At 41.4% G+C, this 17,647-nt stretch carries 16 protein-coding genes; 10 read left to right on the forward strand and 6 right to left on the reverse strand.

Annotated elements, in window-relative coordinates; all coding sequences use genetic code 11:
- Positions 1-74: 74 nt before the first annotated feature.
- Positions 75-728 carry a 3,4-dihydroxy-2-butanone-4-phosphate synthase gene (gene ribB, locus PSF09_RS13115; RefSeq protein WP_210835412.1) on the forward strand — a complete coding sequence of 218 codons (654 nt, stop codon included), beginning with the start codon at positions 75-77 and terminating at the stop codon, positions 726-728.
- Between the two features lie 255 nt (positions 729-983).
- The gene (gene ygiD / locus PSF09_RS13120; protein ID WP_210835411.1) at positions 984-1,787 is read left to right on the forward strand and encodes a 4,5-DOPA dioxygenase extradiol; all 804 of its coding nucleotides are present in this window, start codon (positions 984-986) and stop codon (positions 1,785-1,787) included.
- Between the two features lie 82 nt (positions 1,788-1,869).
- Here ygiD and PSF09_RS13125 read toward each other — a convergent pair whose 3' ends face one another.
- From PSF09_RS13125 to tolC, 3 genes are all read right to left on the reverse strand, one after another.
- Positions 1,870-3,033 (reverse strand): glutathionylspermidine synthase family protein, encoded by a 1,164-nt coding sequence (locus tag PSF09_RS13125; RefSeq protein ID WP_210835410.1) that lies wholly within the window; start codon positions 3,031-3,033, stop codon positions 1,870-1,872.
- 6 nt (positions 3,034-3,039) lie between these two features.
- Complete coding sequence (locus PSF09_RS13130) at positions 3,040-3,744, reverse strand: DUF1190 family protein (RefSeq protein ID WP_042851529.1); 705 nt, start codon at positions 3,742-3,744, stop codon at positions 3,040-3,042.
- Between the two features lie 400 nt (positions 3,745-4,144).
- Positions 4,145-5,539, reverse strand: coding sequence for an outer membrane channel protein TolC (gene tolC, locus PSF09_RS13135; RefSeq protein ID WP_210835404.1), 1,395 nt, complete (start codon positions 5,537-5,539; stop codon positions 4,145-4,147).
- Between the two features lie 305 nt (positions 5,540-5,844).
- Between tolC and nudF the strand changes: the two genes are divergently transcribed.
- From nudF to ftsP, 7 genes are all read left to right on the forward strand, one after another.
- A complete protein-coding gene (gene nudF, locus PSF09_RS13140) occupies positions 5,845-6,483 on the forward strand; it encodes an ADP-ribose diphosphatase (RefSeq protein ID WP_210835402.1) in 639 nt (212 codons plus the stop codon).
- A gap of 143 nt (positions 6,484-6,626) precedes the next feature.
- Positions 6,627-7,466 carry a 3',5'-cyclic-AMP phosphodiesterase gene (gene cpdA / locus PSF09_RS13145; RefSeq protein WP_272664277.1) on the forward strand — a complete coding sequence of 280 codons (840 nt, stop codon included), beginning with the start codon at positions 6,627-6,629 and terminating at the stop codon, positions 7,464-7,466.
- 7 nt (positions 7,467-7,473) lie between these two features.
- Positions 7,474-8,055, forward strand: a complete 582-nt coding sequence (yqiA, locus tag PSF09_RS13150; protein ID WP_272664276.1) for an esterase YqiA — start codon at positions 7,474-7,476, stop codon at positions 8,053-8,055.
- Positions 8,056-8,142: 87 nt separating this feature from the next.
- Positions 8,143-10,038 (forward strand): DNA topoisomerase IV subunit B, encoded by a 1,896-nt coding sequence (parE, locus tag PSF09_RS13155; RefSeq protein ID WP_004908605.1) that lies wholly within the window; start codon positions 8,143-8,145, stop codon positions 10,036-10,038.
- A 33-nt stretch (positions 10,039-10,071) separates the two neighbouring features.
- Positions 10,072-12,327: a DNA topoisomerase IV subunit A gene (gene parC, locus PSF09_RS13160; RefSeq protein ID WP_272664275.1), complete on the forward strand. Its 2,256-nt coding sequence runs from the start codon at positions 10,072-10,074 to the stop codon at positions 12,325-12,327.
- Positions 12,328-12,435: 108 nt separating this feature from the next.
- Entirely contained in the window at positions 12,436-13,170 is a 735-nt protein-coding gene (locus PSF09_RS13165) for a 1-acylglycerol-3-phosphate O-acyltransferase (protein ID WP_004908611.1), read from the forward strand.
- Between the two features lie 352 nt (positions 13,171-13,522).
- On the forward strand, positions 13,523-14,938 hold the full coding sequence (gene ftsP, locus PSF09_RS13170) for a cell division protein FtsP (RefSeq protein WP_210835389.1): 1,416 nt from the start codon (positions 13,523-13,525) through the stop codon (positions 14,936-14,938).
- 72 nt (positions 14,939-15,010) lie between these two features.
- Here the strand turns inward: ftsP and PSF09_RS13175 are convergent, their stop codons facing one another.
- Positions 15,011-15,625: a LysE family transporter gene (locus PSF09_RS13175; RefSeq protein WP_272664272.1), complete on the reverse strand. Its 615-nt coding sequence runs from the start codon at positions 15,623-15,625 to the stop codon at positions 15,011-15,013.
- A gap of 235 nt (positions 15,626-15,860) precedes the next feature.
- Between PSF09_RS13175 and folA the strand changes: the two genes are divergently transcribed.
- Complete coding sequence (gene folA, locus PSF09_RS13180; RefSeq protein WP_004908621.1) at positions 15,861-16,355, forward strand: type 3 dihydrofolate reductase; 495 nt, start codon at positions 15,861-15,863, stop codon at positions 16,353-16,355.
- A 74-nt stretch (positions 16,356-16,429) separates the two neighbouring features.
- Here the strand turns inward: folA and apaH are convergent, their stop codons facing one another.
- The gene (gene apaH / locus PSF09_RS13185) at positions 16,430-17,257 is read right to left on the reverse strand and encodes a bis(5'-nucleosyl)-tetraphosphatase (symmetrical) ApaH (protein ID WP_272664271.1); all 828 of its coding nucleotides are present in this window, start codon (positions 17,255-17,257) and stop codon (positions 16,430-16,432) included.
- A gap of 6 nt (positions 17,258-17,263) precedes the next feature.
- Positions 17,264-17,641 carry a Co2+/Mg2+ efflux protein ApaG gene (gene apaG, locus PSF09_RS13190; RefSeq protein WP_004908625.1) on the reverse strand — a complete coding sequence of 126 codons (378 nt, stop codon included), beginning with the start codon at positions 17,639-17,641 and terminating at the stop codon, positions 17,264-17,266.
- Between the last annotated feature and the right edge of the window lie 6 nt (positions 17,642-17,647).

The raw sequence follows: 17,647 nt of genomic DNA on the forward strand, positions 1-17,647 counted from the left end.
TCACCATTTCTCGTATTCCTAAGACTGCCTTGATTCTGGTAACTAGTTAATAACTATTTAAGAGGTTTTTTACCATGGATCATTCGCTACTTTCTGTATTCGGTAATCCTATCGAGCGTGTTGAAAATGCTATCGAGGCTTTACGCCAAGGTAAGGGTGTTCTTGTTCTTGATGATGAAGATCGTGAGAACGAGGGCGATTTAATTTTTGCTGCAGAAACCATGACCGCTGAGCAGATGGCATTTACCATTCGTTATAGCAGTGGGATCGTATGTCTTTGTATCACTGAAGAACGTCGCAAGCAGCTCGAATTACCAATGATGGTGGAAAATAACACCAGCCAAAACCAAACGGGTTTTACGGTAACCATCGAAGCGGCAAAAGGCGTGACAACAGGTGTTTCTGCGGCGGATCGTATCACCACTATTCGTGCTGCTATTGCTGATAGTGCGGTTCCTGCCGACCTAAATCACCCAGGCCATGTTTTCCCATTACGTGGGCGTGATGGTGGGGTATTAGCGCGTCGTGGCCATACTGAAGCGTCTATCGACCTTGCAACTCTAGCGGGTTTCAAACCTGCCGGTGTGCTGTGTGAGTTGACTAATGATGATGGCTCTATGGCTCGCACCCCTGAAGTGGCAGCATTTGGTAAGCAGCATGGTTTGACGGTTGTGACAATTGAAGATTTAGTGCAGTACCGTCTTCAGTCCGAGAAGAAAGCGAGCTGATCCTCGTCATATTTCGAGGAAGAGTTCTAGATAGAGATTTTGATAAGTTTAAATATTAATAGGCTAAAATAAGCTAACTTATTTAAATTATTGATAGTACGTTAAGCATATAGAATGTTATTAAGGCCACTGAGTTGCACACCTCGTGGCCTTTTCAATTTTTTTGATGATCATACTCACAATTAGCCCACTGTGTTTTTAACAGGAAAGCGTATGCTGTAGGAAGAAACTAATTGAGTTGGAGTTGAAATCATCATGTCACTAAATACTTCAGTGGTAAAAAATAAGATCCCTGCCATTTTTATTGGTCATGGTAGCCCCATGAACGCAATTGAGGATAATCCTTATACCCAAGCGTGGGAGAAACTCGGTAAAGCTTTACCTCGACCAAGTGCAATTTTGGTAATTTCAGCCCACTGGTATACGCGTGGAACCGCAGTTACTTCGATGTTAAAACCGAAAACGATTCATGATTTTGGTGGGTTCCCCGAAGCATTGTACCAAATCGAATATCCTGCCCCCGGTTCGCCTGAATTAGCTCAGCAAGTTGCCTCATTATTAGCCCCTGAGCCAATTTACCTTGATGAACAAGAGTGGGGATTAGACCATGGTACGTGGGAAATTTTGGTACGTATGTATCCAGAAGCCGATATCCCCGTAATCCAATTAAGTATCGATGGTAGCAAGCCTGCTACTTGGCACTATGACCTTGGAAAAAAACTATCCGTTCTAAGGGATGAAGGTGTATTGATTATGGGGAGTGGCAATGTTGTACACAATTTACGGGCGATGAATTGGCAAAATTCCCATGCTGAGCCATACCCGTGGGCAGTATCTTTTGAGAAATTTGTGTATGACAACCTGAAAAGTCATGAAACGCCACATCCACTAGCTAGCGGATTGGAACGTGAAGATGGCAAATTATCGAACCCATCACCAGAACATTACTTGCCTATTTTACCAATTTTAGGCACTTGGGATGGTCAAGAAGAGATTAGTACACCGATTGAAGGAATTGTGTCGGCATCGCTAAGTATGTTGTCTATTCAGGTAGGATAAATTTTTCTGCAATACAATTGCTTTATAAAAAAGCCCAAATCATATTGTTATGTTTGGGCTTCATTTTTAGCTTTAAGTATGATTAGTCGACGATCGTATGTGGATAAAAACGTGATAAATCTTGAGTGATCAATTCTTTGTCTTCACGAATACAGATCCCCGCAGGTTGATCATTCACCAACCAGCTTCCGACTAAGGTGTAGTTACCTTCAAATTGTGGAAGTGGGTGGAACTGTTGAATAATCATACCTTCTTCGCCGTAAGGGCCATCCGCGGCTGCAATTTCTTTACCATTTTCGATAATACGGATATTAGCACCTTCCCGAGAGAATAGTGGTTTTATAACGTATTTTTCGAGTTCAGGTTGGGTTTTGCCATCCGCAAAATAAGCAGGCAGTAAATTAGGGTGCTCAGGGAACATTTCCCATAACATAGGCAATAAAGCTTTATTAGAAATGATGCTCTTCCATGCAGGTTCTAACCAGCGTACACCAGCGTCTTGCAATTTAGTCGAGAAAATTTCTCTTAGCATAAATTCCCACGGATATAGCTTGAACAGGTTACTAATCACCTGATCTTGTGTATCCGAAAATTCACCTTTTTCACCTAGACCAATTTCATCGATATATAAGAATTCAGTGGCAATACCGGCTTCATTTGCACAGTCTTGTAAATATTGAACGGTACCGCGATCTTCTTCTGTGTCACGGCAACAAGACATATGCAACAAACGGAAACCATACTGATCTTTTAATTGTGTAAAGCGCTCGATCAATTGCTCTTGAATGCTATTAAACTGATCGGCGTTTTCAGGGAGTTTTCCTGCTTCAATTTGATCTTCTAGCCAGATCCATTGGAAAAATGCAGACTCATATAATGAGGTTGGAGTATCCGCGTTGTTTTCCAATAGCTTAGGTGGGTTAATACCATCGTAAGCGAGGTCAAGCCTGGAATATAAAGAAGGTTGCTCGCTTTTCCATGAACTGCGAACAAATTCCCAGCAATGCTTAGGGATCTGAAAACGCGCCATTAACTCATCGCTTTCAACAACACGCTCAACCACTTTTAGGCACATTTGATGCAACTGCTCGGTTGCATCTTCGATTTCTTCAATCTGTGCCATAGTGAATTGGTAATACGCATCTTCTGACCAGTATGGCTCACCATACATAGTATGAAATTCAAAACCAAATTCAGAGGCTTTTTCGCGCCAGTTTGGGCGCTCTACTATAGGAACTCGTTTCATTACTTATCAACCACCCATCGAACGGGAAGAAGAGGTTGATTTTGCAGAAGAAGATGAACGTTGTGCCATCGCTTGTTTATTTACGGTGTCACCAAAACCACCACGGGTAACGGTTGAAGTTGTTGGTGGTTTAGGTGCCATGGCTGTTTTTGGTACGCTCATTGAACGACCACCTGCAACTGCAGGACCATAGCTTTTACCTGATGCATCAACAAACTTACCGTTGGCTGGGCTAGCTGGGTTTTTCGAGCTGAATAATGGTTGTGATGCAGCGCTACCGCCCATCATACGGCCCATCATATAACCCATCATTAATGGCATCCACATGCTGCCGCCGCTGCTTTGTGCTTGAGCCGTTTGTTCACCATTGGTTGAACTAGTACCTGCAAGGCCTGCTTGGGCTGGAGCTTGAGTACACATTGATTCACCAAACTCAGCGATGCAGTCAGCTTGAGTTTCATATTTAGGTGCGGTTTTAGCTGCTTCTTGTAGAGCATTATTGTAGGCGATAGTGCACTGTTCTGCTTGCGATGGGTTCGCTTGGCTACAATCTTGCGCATTGGTGTACAGTGATACGGTTTCATCGCTTTCTTCACAAGCGGAAAGCATAAATACAGCACTAACCGCAACAGCCACAGGTGCTAAACGGTATGAACGCCAAGACTTACGGAAGGCGCTCTGGTTAATATTTTTGGTACGCTTCATGGTCATGGTAATTACCCTGAATTAAATTAAGTAAGATGTTTTTAGATGTTAGCTCTAGGATAGGGGATAAACGCTGAAAATTAAAGCAGAAATATAGGAGAAATGAGCTGAATTTATCATTTTGATAACTTTCTGCTATTTTTCCCTAATTAGCATGGCGTTTCTTGAAGAGAAAAATAATATTTTTATTTTATATCAATACATTAAGTGTAGGTTGTTTTTTGCTCTAATGCGTAGTAATAAGAGTGAGAATTCACTGAAATTGTGCCCGTGGCTAATGAAAAGGCGTTATAAACGGTTTAATTAGTACAAATTAGCAATTCTAAGCGGTTTGCAGGATTACCCTCAAAAAAATAACCCGCTATGTAAGCGGGTCATTATGTCATTTTCACATGAGCTAAATATTTTAGTTCATTTTTGGCGCATTGGTATTACGGATAATACTACTTGCAGAGGTTGAAATCTCTTTACCCAAATTCGCATTCAGGCGTGCAATATCGTCTTCGTTCAATGTGCCACGAGCAAATTCGATATTCAGTTGGTTAATCATGTAGTCGTAACGAGCATTAGACAGATTCTGTTTCGCTTGGTATAGCGCTGTTGTTGCTGTCAATACGTCAACAATAGTACGTGTTCCTACTTGATAGCCAGCTTCCATCGCATCTAATGAACTTTGTGCAGAAACAACGACTTGTTTGTAAGCATTAATACTACTGATTGACGATGCTACGTTATTAAATGATGAGCGAACTAACTGAATCACATTGCGGTAAACGCTTTCTAGTTGCTCACTAGCACCTTGGAAACCATATTGTGCTTGTTCAACCTGAGAACTTACTGCACCACCAGTATACAGTGGAATACTTAAATTTAAGCCAATGCTATTTTGGCCGTTATAGCTATTGCGTGCGCCTGATAACCCTGTTGTTGGGTCATTATAGCCACTACCGTGTTGGTAGCTATTTGTGACTGATGTTGAGGCATCAAGGCTAACCGTTGGCATGTGACCTGTTTCCGCTAAACGGATGTTTTCACGAGAAACGTCTTGTGCTAAACGTGCGCTTAACAGGCTGAGGTTACGCTCTTCCGCTTCTTTTAAGATAGCGTTGATATCGCCCAGTTCATTGGTTTTAAAACGGTCGATATTTAAAGAGGCAAGTTGGTTATAGTACACGCCGCTAACTTGACGCAATTTTTCAATCGCATTTTCTAACTCGTTACGGCCTGCAACTTCTTGTGCAATAACGCTATCATAGTTTGCACGAGCGTTTTGCACGTCAGTAATAGCAACAAGCCCAACGTTAAAGCGTTGTGTCACTTGGTCTAATTGGCGATAAACAGCTTCTTTATTCGCTTCAATATAAGATAACGCGTCAATCGCTTTTAATACGTTAAAATACGCAATTGCAGTATCTAAAATTAATTGCTGCTGACTTGTTTGGTAAGTGACATCAGAAATACCCGCTGTTTTTTCTTGGATAGTTAATTGACGCCATTTAGACATATCAAACACAACTTGGGTCAGTTTCAGTGAAGCATTTAAACCTGTGCTTTCAGTGTTTCTTGCATCACGGTAACCGCTTCCGTAGCTAGCTCCTGCACCTAAACCTAATTGTGGCAATAATGGGCTACGAGATTCATTAATTTTTTCAAAAGCTTGATTACGTTCTGCTAATGATTTTCTTAACTCAGGGTTACTTTCTTTGGATTTTTGGTAAACCTGTAGTAAATCTTCTGCATAGCTATTGGTACTGAGACCCACAAAACTCATCGAAATTAAAAGGGGAAGCAGTTTCTTCATTTTGATTCCTTGATTAAACAGCAAATTAAGTTGAGTCTGTTGCCTAAAACGTACCATGCCTAACTAGGCGATAGAGATTAAATTATCCGTTTTAGAGACAGTTATTAAAAACAGACACTACGTTGCTCTTAGATTTGAATAATGGCGCTTATTGTAACAGAGTATCACTTCTATTAACGGTAGCCTTTTGTGCCATTTTGTCTCAATTTATTAAACATTACCTCATCTGAGGTTAAAAAACCTTAAAAACTGTTTTAATCCACAATTATTTCCTTAAGATGGAATAATTGGGTTTGGAGAATGCAATGACAAAACAAATAAAGCAGCCAATTAAATATGGCAAAAATGATGTTGAAATTATATCCAAGCGTAAATTATTTAACGGTTTTTTTCAAATGGTTGAATATCAATTTAGACATCGCCTTTTCGCGGGCGGATGGAGTAAAGAAATTTGCCGTGAGGTTTTTGAACGTGGTCATGCTGGTGTGGTTTTACCCTATGATCCGAAAACAGATGCTGTTGTTTTAATTGAACAAATTCGGTTGCCTGCGATCGAAACTAGCGAAACACCTTGGTTACTTGAAGCAGTTGCTGGAATGATAGAGCCAAACGAATCACCCGAAGAGGTTATTCGTCGTGAAGCCATTGAGGAAGCTGGGCTTATTATTGGTCGTACTGAAAAAGCAGTAAGTTATCTTTCTAGCCCAGGTGGTACGACTGAACGTATGCATGTATTTATCGGTGAAGTCGATAGCAGCCAAGCGAAAGGGGTGCATGGGTTAGCGTCAGAAAATGAAGATATTTGTGTGCATGTGGTTAGCCGAGAACAAGCTTATCAATGGGTTGAAGATGGCACAATTGATAATGCAGCCACCGTTATTGCGATTCAGTGGTTACAACTTAACCAGCAAAAACTTTATGAAAAGTGGATGAAACAGTTTTAAATAACGATTAATCTGGTGAAGTGTGTGCTGATTATCAGAAAGTTAGAAAGTAAAGTTTTAAGATAGTTGCAAGTATGTTTAGCTTTTATATAGCTTTAATGAATAGATTAGGTACTAAATAATATTTAAGGAAAGGAATACTTTTGGACAGCCAGCTTGAAGTGACTGCGAAGAACTCTAAAATTGTGAGAATTTTACAGGTTACTGATACGCATCTTTTTGCTAATACAGAAAATACGCTTTTAGGGGTAAATACTTACCGTAGCTATCAGGCGGTACTTGATGCTATCACAGAGCAAAATCTTCCAATTGATTTAATTGTTGCGACAGGGGATCTGGTTCAAGACCAATCACCACAAGCTTATCAGCATTTTGCGGATGGTATTGCGCGTATTCCTGCCCCTTGTGTATGGCTTCCTGGTAATCATGACTACCCACCTGCTATGGTAGAAACACTGCGAGTTGCTGGGATTTCAAGTGCTAAACAAATTTTAATTGGCGACGAATGGCAAATTCTGATGCTTGATAGCCAACTTCAAGATGTACCTCATGGTGAGCTTTCTGAACAACAATTGGAATGGATGAAAGCCAGCTTAGATGCTGAACCTGAACGTACTACATTGATTATGCTGCATCACCATCCTCTAGCTTCGGGTTGTACTTGGCTTGATCAGCACAGTTTGAGAAATTCACATATTTTAGCTGACTACTTAAAAAACTACCCAAATGTTAAAGCGATGCTATGTGGCCATATTCACCAAGAAATGGATGAAAACTGGCACGGGATTCGGTTATTAGCTACGCCTTCTACTTGCGTACAATTTAAACCTCACTGTACTAATTTTGCCCTTGATACTGTTGCGCCGGGTTGGCGATATTTAGAATTAAGTATTAATGAAGAAAGTCAAAGGCATATTACAACCCGCGTTCACCGTTTAGACACAAGGGAGTTTAGCCCTGACCTTGACTCTGACGGTTATTAATTCGCTTATGTCTACTCTACTTTATATTCATGGTTTTAATAGCTCACCTCAATCCGCTAAAGCTAATAACTTAAAGCAATGGATTGACGATAATTATCCACATATTAATATGCTTGTACCGCAATTGCCGAATTACCCTCAGCAAGCTCAAGCGATGTTGGATGATATTATCCAACAGCATCAGCATGAAAAAATGGGGTTAGTTGGATCTTCACTAGGCGGTTATTTTTCGATTTGGTTTTCAGAGCGTTATCAGCTCCCAGCCGTCGTTGTAAACCCCGCAGTGCGTCCTTTTGATTTACTGCAAGATTACTTAGGCGACAATACAAACCCATATACTCATGAACAATATGTGTTGGAAGAAAAGCATATCCATGAGCTAAAATCCTTATACATTGAAAGACTCGCATCTCCTCAACTTATCTGGTTGCTACAGCAAATGGGCGATGAAGTACTTGATTATCGAGAGGCAGTTGCCTATCTTTCAAAGTGCAAACAAACTGTGGAACCTGACGGTAATCATGCCTTTATTGGTTTTGAAGCTTACTTTTCTCAAATTGTTGATTTCCTTCAATTGGCAGAGAAATAGTGTCAAAACGTATGAACACTGTTATTATCAACAGTAACTCACTGATTGAATAGTTCAATTAATCACCTATTACCGCAGAATGACAACATGACTCAATCTAGTTATAACGCAGAGGCCATTGAAGTCCTCAGTGGTTTAGAGCCTGTTCGCCGTCGTCCGGGGATGTATACCGACACCAGTCGACCGAACCATCTGGCTCAAGAAGTAATTGATAATAGCGTCGATGAAGCGCTTGCGGGGCACGCGAGCCACATCGAAGTTATTTTACATGCCGATCAATCCCTTGAAGTAATCGATGATGGGCGCGGTATGCCTGTCGATATCCACCCTGAAATGAAAGTGTCAGCAGTTGAGCTGATTCTGGGGCAATTACATGCAGGGGGAAAATTCTCCAATAAAAACTACCAGTTTTCAGGTGGTTTGCATGGTGTTGGGATTTCTGTCGTCAATGCGTTATCAAAACGTATTGAAGTTACTGTTCGTCGTGATAGCCAAGTGTATCAAATTGCCTTTGAGAATGGCGACAAGGTTGAAGATTTGCATGTAATCGGGACTTGTGGCAAACGTAATACAGGTACTAGCGTGCATTTTTGGCCTGATGGTAGCTACTTTGATAGTCCAAAGTTTTCAGTAACTCGTTTAACTCATAACTTAAAAGCTAAAGCCGTTTTATGCCCTGGCGTGAAAATCACGTTTAAGGATAAGCTCAACAATACAGAGCAAAGCTGGTGCTACAGTGACGGGTTGACCGATTACCTAATGGAGTCGATTGACGGCCTTGAAGCGTTGCCACCAAAACCGTTTACAGGCGAATTTTCTGGGGAAACTGAAGCGGCGCAATGGGCGTTGCTCTGGTTACCTGAAGGCGGTGAATTACTAACAGAAAGTTATGTCAATCTTATCCCAACAGCACTAGGTGGAACCCATGTTAATGGGTTACGCCAAGGGTTGCTTGATGCAATGCGTGAGTTTTGTGAATTCCGTAATATATTGCCTCGTGGTGTTAAGCTCTCCGCAGATGATATTTGGGAGCGCTGCACTTATGTGCTTTCCGTTAAAATGCAAGATCCACAATTTGCAGGGCAAACGAAAGAACGCCTGTCTTCGCGTCAATGTGCAGCGTTTGTTTCGGGTGTGGTAAAAGATGCTTTCAGTTTATGGCTTAACCAGAACGTGCAAGTGGCTGAACAACTCGCAGAAATGGCAATTTCTAGCGCGCAACGTCGAATGCGTGCAGCGAAAAAAGTGGTGCGTAAAAAACTCACCAGTGGCCCTGCATTACCCGGTAAATTAGCCGATTGTAGCTCGCAAGACCTGAGTATGACGGAATTGTTTCTTGTAGAAGGGGACTCCGCAGGGGGCTCAGCAAAACAAGCCCGTGACCGCGAATATCAGGCTATCATGCCGTTGCGCGGTAAAATCCTCAATACATGGGAAGTGTCTTCTGATGAGGTTTTAGCTTCCCAAGAGGTACATGATATCTCTGTTGCCATTGGGATAGACCCTGATAGCGAAGACCTTAGCCAATTACGTTATGGGAAAATTTGTATCCTTGCGGATGCGGACTCCGATGGCTTGCATATTGCTACACTGTTATGTGCATTATTTGTCCGTCATTTCCCAACATTAGTAAAAGCAGGGCATGTCTATATGGCAATGCCACCGTTATATCGTATCGATTTAGGTAAAGAAACGTTTTACGCCCTTGATGAAAGCGAAAAAAATGCTGTGCTTGAACGTCTTAGCCGCAAGCGCGGTAAACCCAATGTTCAGCGTTTTAAAGGGTTGGGTGAAATGAACCCACTGCAATTACGTGAAACGACATTAGATCCAAATACTCGTCGTCTTGTACAGCTAATTATCGATGATGAAAACTACCAAGAAACACTTGCTGTCATGGATATGCTTCTTGCTAAAAAACGCTCTGAAGATCGCCGTAATTGGCTGCAAGAAAAAGGCGATATGGCTGAAATTGATGTCTAATATTCGAATTGCGATGAGAAAGGAACGAATTGAATGAGTGAAATTACTCATGATGGTGTAGAGCGTTTACCGCTGCATGCCTTCACTGAAAATGCCTATCTGAACTATTCGATGTACGTCATCATGGATAGGGCATTACCATTTATTGGCGATGGGCTTAAACCTGTTCAGCGCCGTATTGTGTATGCGATGTCAGAACTTGGCTTAAGCAACACTGCGAAATACAAAAAGTCCGCCAGAACGGTGGGCGATGTTCTCGGTAAATATCACCCACATGGTGATAGCGCTTGTTATGAAGCGATGGTGTTGATGGCGCAGCCATTTTCTTACCGCTACCCGCTGGTGGATGGCCAAGGGAACTGGGGGGCACCCGATGACCCTAAATCATTCGCAGCAATGCGTTATACAGAATCACGTTTATCAAAATATGCTGAAATTTTACTCAGCGAACTTGGCCATGGCACAGTTGATTGGGTACCAAACTTTGATGGTACGCTAAACGAGCCAAAAATGTTGCCGGCACGTTTACCGAATATTCTGCTAAACGGTACAACGGGAATTGCGGTTGGGATGGCGACAGATATTCCACCCCATAACGCCCGAGAAGTGGCTCAAGCGTTGGTTGCTTTACTGGATAAACCAACACTAAATCTTGATGACATCATGGCATTTGTACCGGGGCCTGATTATCCAACTGAAGCAGAAATTATTTCTTCCCGTGATGATATCCGTAAAATTTATCAAAATGGGCGCGGTTCTGTGCGCATGCGTGCCGTGTGGGAAAAAGAAGATGGTAATGCGGTTATCACGGCTCTACCTCATCAGGTTTCGGGCGCTAAAGTACTGGAACAAATCGCCAGCCAGATGCGGGCGAAGAAATTACCGATGGTGGAAGATTTACGTGATGAATCGAACCATGAAAACCCAACTCGTTTAGTGATTGTTCCGCGCAGTAATCGTGTTGACCTTGAACAGGTCATGACACACTTATTTGCGACAACCGATTTAGAACGTAGCTATCGCGTTAACCTTAATATGATTGGTTTAGATAACCGACCAGCGGTAAAAGGGCTCGTTGAGATCTTAAATGAGTGGATTGCTTACCGTCGTCAAACCGTACGTAACCGCTTAAATCATCGGTTAGAAAAAGTATTAAGACGTTTACATATTTTAGATGGTTTATTAATCGCCTATCTGAATATTGACGAAGTCATTGAAATTATTCGTACAGAAGACGAACCCAAAGCCGTTTTAATGTCACGTTTTAATATCAGTGATACCCAAGCGGAAGCGATTTTAGAATTAAAATTACGTCACTTAGCCAAGCTCGAAGAAATGAAAATTCGTGCTGAGCAGGACGAATTAGCCAAAGAGCGTGATGAATTACAAGCGATCTTGGGGTCTGAGAGACGTTTAAACACGTTGATTAAAAAAGAGATTCAATCTGACGCCAAAGATTACGGTGATGACCGTCGCTCCCCGTTGCATGAGCGGGAAGAAGCGAAAGCAATGAGCGAGCATGAAATTTTACCGTCAGAACCGATTACCGTTGTGCTTTCTGATATGGGATGGGTGCGTAGTGCTAAAGGGCATGATATCGAACCGACTAACCTAAATTATAAAGCAGGAGATGGTTTTAAAGGAGCAGCACGAGGCAAGTCAAACCAAGCGGCGGTGTTCCTTGATACGACAGGGCGCAGCTATTCTGTGGACCCACTGGAATTACCTTCAGCGCGTAGTCAAGGTGAGCCTCTAACGGGTAAATTAACGCTGCCTCCAGGTGCGACCATTGAGCATGTATTAATGGCGCCTGACGAACAGAAATATTTAATGGCTTCTGATGCAGGTTACGGTTTTATTTGTACCTTTAATGATTTAGTCACTAAAAATAAAACAGGTAAGGCCTTAATCTCCTTACCTGAAAATGCCAAAGTATTAGCACCAATTGAACTGCATAATGAGCAGGAAGATTTGCTATTGGCAATTACCAAGGCAGGGCGTATGTTGATATTCCCTGTAGCGGATTTACCTCAACTTTCAAAAGGTAAAGGTAATAAAATTATCAATATTGCTGGCGCGCAAGCGGCAACGGGTGATGATTTATTGACTTGGTTGATGATCTTGCCTGTGGGGGCATCAATGACCTTGCATTTTGGTAAGCGGAAACTGAAATTTAAAGCAGAAGATTTGCAAAAATACCGTTCAGAACGTGGCCGTAAAGGGACGTCATTACCGCGTGGAATGCACAATATTGAGCGTATTGATATTGAGCCAGTAGATACTGAATAATTAACAAAAACAAACCTTATAAATCTTGTTGAGTATGAAGTTCAAAAGGTTTATAAGCAGACAATATTCATCATGGGGCTGCGAAGCCCCTTACAATTTGGGGTTAGTATGTTAGCGCTGATTAGAGCGATCATTGTCATTATCTACACTATTTTTGTGTGCATAGGCGGCGGTATTTACTGCTTGTTTAGCCCACGCAACCCAAAACACGTAATGACATTTGGCCATATGTTTGGGCGGTTATCCGTCGTGTTTGGGATTAAGGTTATTAATCGTGTACCTGAGAAAGCCAAAAGTTATGGCCCAAGTATTTATATAGGGAATCACCAAAACAATTACGACATGGTGACTATGTCAAATGGGGTATTACCGAGAACAGTTACAGTCGGTAAAAAAAGCTTGGTTTACATTCCATTTTTTGGTTTTCTGTATTGGATCACCGGTAATATTTTGATTGACCGTGCGAATCGTTCTAAGGCGCATAATACGATCACGCAAGTCGCAGACCAGATCAAAAAACGTAAAATATCCGTATGGATGTTCCCTGAAGGAACGCGTAGTCGCGGTCGTGGTTTATTGCCATTTAAAACAGGGGCATTTCATGCGGCTATTGCAGCAGGGGTACCTATTGTGCCTGTTTGCGTTTCGAGCACACAAGGTAAAATTAAGCTAAACCGTTGGAATAACGGTAGCGTAATTATTGAAATGTTAGACCCTATTGATACATCACTTTATACCCGTGAGCAAGTGAGGGAATTATCGGAACATTGCCATGCTTTAATGGAAGCAAAAATTAAAGAACTCGATCTTGAGGTTGAAGAGATGGCAAAACAGGGTAAATAGCCTAACCGATTGAATTTATTTTAATAATAGGCAATATGTGAATATTGCCTATTATTTTAGATTGAACATAGCATAAACTGTCTTTATTGTTATCGACTGCCTGACTTTCCTTTTCTAATTACTTACCCTTACTATTTATAATCTTATTAATTAAATTTTAATGTATTGGATAGATATTTTTAGAATTTAGCCTTTTTTCGCGATATCATGGCTCACAAATTATTGCGGTCTTAAATTGTTGTATCTAAGTAGTTATATTGCTAGCGCCAACCTAAAATTAGCCATATCATTGGCTGAATATTTATAATATCAAATAATAAAATGCGCTGGAATTTTGTTTAGCGGAGAATTTATGTCATTCAATCGATGCCAAACCCTAATAGCGGCAGGGATGGCTCTATGTTTGTCCTATGCGCCTATTTATGCAAATGCAGAAGGGGCAACAGCTTTACCTGTACCACCGTTATTAGAATCACGGTCTGGACAGCCATTATTTTTAACATTACAAAAAATTCATTGGTCTTTTGATGGAAAATATTCAGCCGATATTTGGGGAGTTAATGGTTCTTCTCCTGGCCCGACTGTCAAAGTAAAAAATGGCGATGATATTAAGCTTATTTATAGTAATCGCTTACCTGAAGCCGTTTCGATGACTATCAGTGGCTTGCAAATACCAGGAACACAAATAGGTGGAGCCGCACGGTTAATTTCACCTAATGCGGACTGGTCTCCGGTGATCCCGATACGCCAAAATGCAGCTACGCTCTGGTATCATGCGAATACTCAAGGGAAAATGGGCGAACAAGTCTACAATGGTTTATTAGGGATGTGGATCATTGAAGATGATGTGACGAAAAACCTGCGTTTACCGAAACACTATGGTGTTGATGATTTTCCGGTCATTATTCAAGATAAGCGCTTAGATAATTTTGGCGTTCCAGAATACAAAGCGGATGAAAATGGTTTTTTAGGCGATACATTACTGGTTAACGGCGTGCAAAATCCATACATTGAAGTTTCTCGAGGATGGGTGCGCTTACGGTTATTAAATGCGTCGAACTCCCGTAATTATGTAATGAAAATCAGTGATGGCCGCCCATTTTCGTTGATTGCATCTGACCAAGGTTTACTAACTGTCCCTGTGAGTGTTCAAGAACTACCGTTAGCGCCGGGTGAACGACGCGAAGTCTTGATTGATATGGCTAAAACGCAAGAGTTAACTATCACGGCAGGTGAGTCGGCGACCTTTATGGACCGCTTAAAGGGGTTATTCGAGCCATCGAATAATTTAATTTCAACTAATGTGCTAACTATCAAAGCGACAGGGTTAATGTCATTAGTAACAGACGGCTTACCGACACAATTAGTTGAAGATAAAACGCAAGTCACATCCAGTATTACACAACGCAATATTCACCTTAATGATGGTTTTGGTATTAACAATGCGACCATTGATACAAATAGGGTCGATTTCTCAAGTCTCCAAGGTAATTGGGAGCGTTGGGTTGTGACGACGAATGAACCGCAAGCGTTTCATATTGAAGGTGTGCGTTTTAAGGTTTTAAACCGTAATGGTAAACCAACTCCACCGGAAGACTATGGCTGGAAAGATACGGTATGGGTGGATGGTCGCGTTGAATTATTAGTACAAATGATGCAACCATCCTATAACCATTTCCCATTCTTATTCTATAGTCAAAATTTAGAAAAAGCAGATTTAGGATCAGTGGGGCAAATGGTGGTGGCGCCACAAGACACAATGCAATAACTCGTATTACAACAATATTGAATATTTAAAAAGCAGGCATTTTCCCTGCTTTTTTGATGGGAGTTAATAAGGCTAGCTTAGCGCCACTCGAACACCAAAGGCGATTAATACCACCCCGAGAACCTTATCAACATAGGTTTGGACTTTTGCTAGGCCTTTTCTGACAGGGGCACTTTGGATCAAAAATACTAATATTGGCCAGTAAATGACAGCTAAGCCCCAAATAATAAAGGCAAACCATAGTTTTTCACCGACGGTAGAATTAATATCTAATACTTGAGTGAAGACCGCTAAAAAGAATAGCGTGGCTTTGGGGTTTAATACATTACAGAGAAAACCTTGCATAAAGGCTTTTTTGAATGAAACAATTTCGTGTTTGCTGGTTGTGAGATCAACGCTGTGGCCGGATTGCGGAAGTAAGCTTTTGACGCCGATCCAAATTAAATAAGCCGCACCTGCGTATTTTAAGATATTAAACAGCCAAGGTGTAGTTGTAATCAAAACAGCTAGGCCCGCAACGCAGTAGGACATATGCAATGCGATAGCGACTATCACACCACATGCAGACATTAATGCCGCAGAGCGTTGATAGCGAGCTGAGTTTTTGACAATTAAAAAGAAGTCAGGCCCTGGAGAAAGCATACCGAGTGCCGCGATGGTCGCAACCATAATACTCGTTTCGTACATTTTTAATCTCTTTTCCCGTTCAATGTTGGTAAATAAAAATGACCGACTAAATACTCGCATTTAGATTAGTATCAGAGGGTTCATTTTGTTTTTTCATGTTATTTTTAGTCGTAAGTTTATCAATTCGAGTATAAGTGATTCAAACCTGTTTAAGGAAGCTTAAATTTAGTCGACGAAACAATTCTCTTTCCGTATAGTGTGCTCAATTTTTATATCTTGTTTCTAAGGTGAGTAGATGAATATTAGCTTAATCGCAGCAATGGCGATCGATCAGGTTATCGGCATGGAAAAAGCGATGCCTTGGAATTTGCCGGGGGATCTCGCGTGGTTCAAACGAAATACGTTAAATAAACCGGTTATCATGGGGCGTGTGACCTATGAATCTATTGGGCGCCCATTACCACAACGTGTAAATATTGTATTAAGCAGTGTTCCAGGTACTGATTCTGATGTGATTTGGGTAACGTCAATTGAAGAAGCGTTAGCCGCGGCACAAGCAATTGAAAATGTTGATGAAGTAATGGTGATTGGCGGTGGTAAAGTTTATCAACAATTTTTACCGTTAGCGAATAAACTCTATTTGACTCATGTCGATGCCGAAGTTATTGGTGATACCCATTTTCCAACTTATGAGCCTGATGAATGGGATTCTATTTTTACAGAATACCATGAAGCTGATGAAAACAATACCCATGGTTATTGTTTTGAGATCCTAACCAAAAGAGCTTAATTTTTTGGTTTGATCACAAAAATGGCGCTTAATTGCGCCATTTTGCTATAACCTACAGTTAGTCATATAAAAAGTTATTCTTTGCGGCGTTTTTGATATGACTTTTGGCGGTGATACTGCTTGCTTTCCCAATGAAATAGCGTCAAGTCTCCTCCCCAGCAGCACCCAGTATCTAAAGCATAGACGTTATCGGGGGTGCATTTTCCTTCGAGCGATGCCCAGTGACCAAAAAATACCGAATAATCATCAGGAATTTGGCTTGGTAGATCGAACCACGGTTTTAGTGGGGCAGGTGCTTTTTTGGGGTTTTCCTTGCAAATCATATCTAATTGCCCGTTCGGAAAACAGTAGCGCAGACGTGTTAAGGCATTGGTACTAAAACGCAAGCGTGCTAGCCCCATTAAGCTTTCAGACCAGTTATTTGGCATATCACCATACATGGAGTCGATGAATAGTGGATATGCATCACTGGAAAGCACTGCTTCAACTTCCCTTGCACACATGCGTGCCGTTTTGATATCCCATTGTGGTGTCATACCGGCATGGGTCATCAAGATCTTTTTTTCTTCATCAATTTGTAATAAAGGTTGGCGACGTAACCAATTGATCAGTTCGTCAAGATCAGGGGCATGTAATAACTCATCGAGGTGATCTTTGGGTTTATTGCGACTGATCTTACAGTAAATTCCCAACAGATGGAGATCGTGGTTACCAAGCACTAAACGTACGGCTGAGCCAAGGCTTTTTACATAGCGTAAAACTTGCAGTGATTCAGCTCCGCGAGCAACGAGATCGCCTGTTAACCATAATGTGTCTTTGGTTGGATCAAAATGGACACTTTCCATCAAGTCACGGAGTTCACGATAACAACCGTGAATATCACCTACTAAATATGTCGACATAATTAATTAATTAATCAGTGTTGGGATGGCAAGACGAAAAGCAGGGATATCAACGTGGAAACTGTCCCCTTGCGTACTTATCATCACATAATAACCTTCCATCGTACCCATTGGTGTTTCAAGGATTGCGCCACTGGTATAACGATATTCTTTTCCTGGCTGAATAAGGGGTTGTTCACCCACTACACCTTCACCTTGAACTTCGGTTTTATGGCCATCACTGTTAGTAATGAGCCAATAACGGCTCATTAATTGGATAGGCTCTCGCCCTAAATTACGAATGCAGATTGTGTAAGCAAACACATATCTCGCAATATCGGGTTGAGATTGGCTTTCTATATAGACACTCTGAACTTGGATGCTAACATTCGGCTCATTAAGCATAGTGCC

This window comes from Providencia sp. PROV141 (assembly GCF_028481645.1).
GTDB classification, from domain to species: domain Bacteria; phylum Pseudomonadota; class Gammaproteobacteria; order Enterobacterales; family Enterobacteriaceae; genus Providencia; species Providencia rettgeri.

What these genes read in the sequence shown, in the direction of transcription:
- ribB (WP_210835412.1), top strand. Translation starts at nt 75, where the DNA reads ATGGATCATTCGCTACTTTCTGTATTCGGTAATCCTATCGAGCGTGTT.
- ygiD (WP_210835411.1), top strand. Translation starts at nt 984, where the DNA reads ATGTCACTAAATACTTCAGTGGTAAAAAATAAGATCCCTGCCATTTTT.
- PSF09_RS13125 (WP_210835410.1), bottom strand. Translation starts at nt 3,033, where the DNA reads ATGAAACGAGTTCCTATAGTAGAGCGCCCAAACTGGCGCGAAAAAGCC.
- PSF09_RS13130 (WP_042851529.1), bottom strand. Translation starts at nt 3,744, where the DNA reads ATGACCATGAAGCGTACCAAAAATATTAACCAGAGCGCCTTCCGTAAG.
- tolC (WP_210835404.1), bottom strand. Translation starts at nt 5,539, where the DNA reads ATGAAGAAACTGCTTCCCCTTTTAATTTCGATGAGTTTTGTGGGTCTC.
- nudF (WP_210835402.1), top strand. Translation starts at nt 5,845, where the DNA reads ATGACAAAACAAATAAAGCAGCCAATTAAATATGGCAAAAATGATGTT.
- yqiA (WP_272664276.1), top strand. Translation starts at nt 7,474, where the DNA reads ATGTCTACTCTACTTTATATTCATGGTTTTAATAGCTCACCTCAATCC.
- parE (WP_004908605.1), top strand. Translation starts at nt 8,143, where the DNA reads ATGACTCAATCTAGTTATAACGCAGAGGCCATTGAAGTCCTCAGTGGT.
- parC (WP_272664275.1), top strand. Translation starts at nt 10,072, where the DNA reads ATGAGTGAAATTACTCATGATGGTGTAGAGCGTTTACCGCTGCATGCC.
- PSF09_RS13165 (WP_004908611.1), top strand. Translation starts at nt 12,436, where the DNA reads ATGTTAGCGCTGATTAGAGCGATCATTGTCATTATCTACACTATTTTT.
- ftsP (WP_210835389.1), top strand. Translation starts at nt 13,523, where the DNA reads ATGTCATTCAATCGATGCCAAACCCTAATAGCGGCAGGGATGGCTCTA.
- PSF09_RS13175 (WP_272664272.1), bottom strand. Translation starts at nt 15,625, where the DNA reads ATGTACGAAACGAGTATTATGGTTGCGACCATCGCGGCACTCGGTATG.
- folA (WP_004908621.1), top strand. Translation starts at nt 15,861, where the DNA reads ATGAATATTAGCTTAATCGCAGCAATGGCGATCGATCAGGTTATCGGC.
- apaH (WP_272664271.1), bottom strand. Translation starts at nt 17,257, where the DNA reads ATGTCGACATATTTAGTAGGTGATATTCACGGTTGTTATCGTGAACTC.
- apaG (WP_004908625.1), bottom strand. Translation starts at nt 17,641, where the DNA reads ATGCTTAATGAGCCGAATGTTAGCATCCAAGTTCAGAGTGTCTATATA.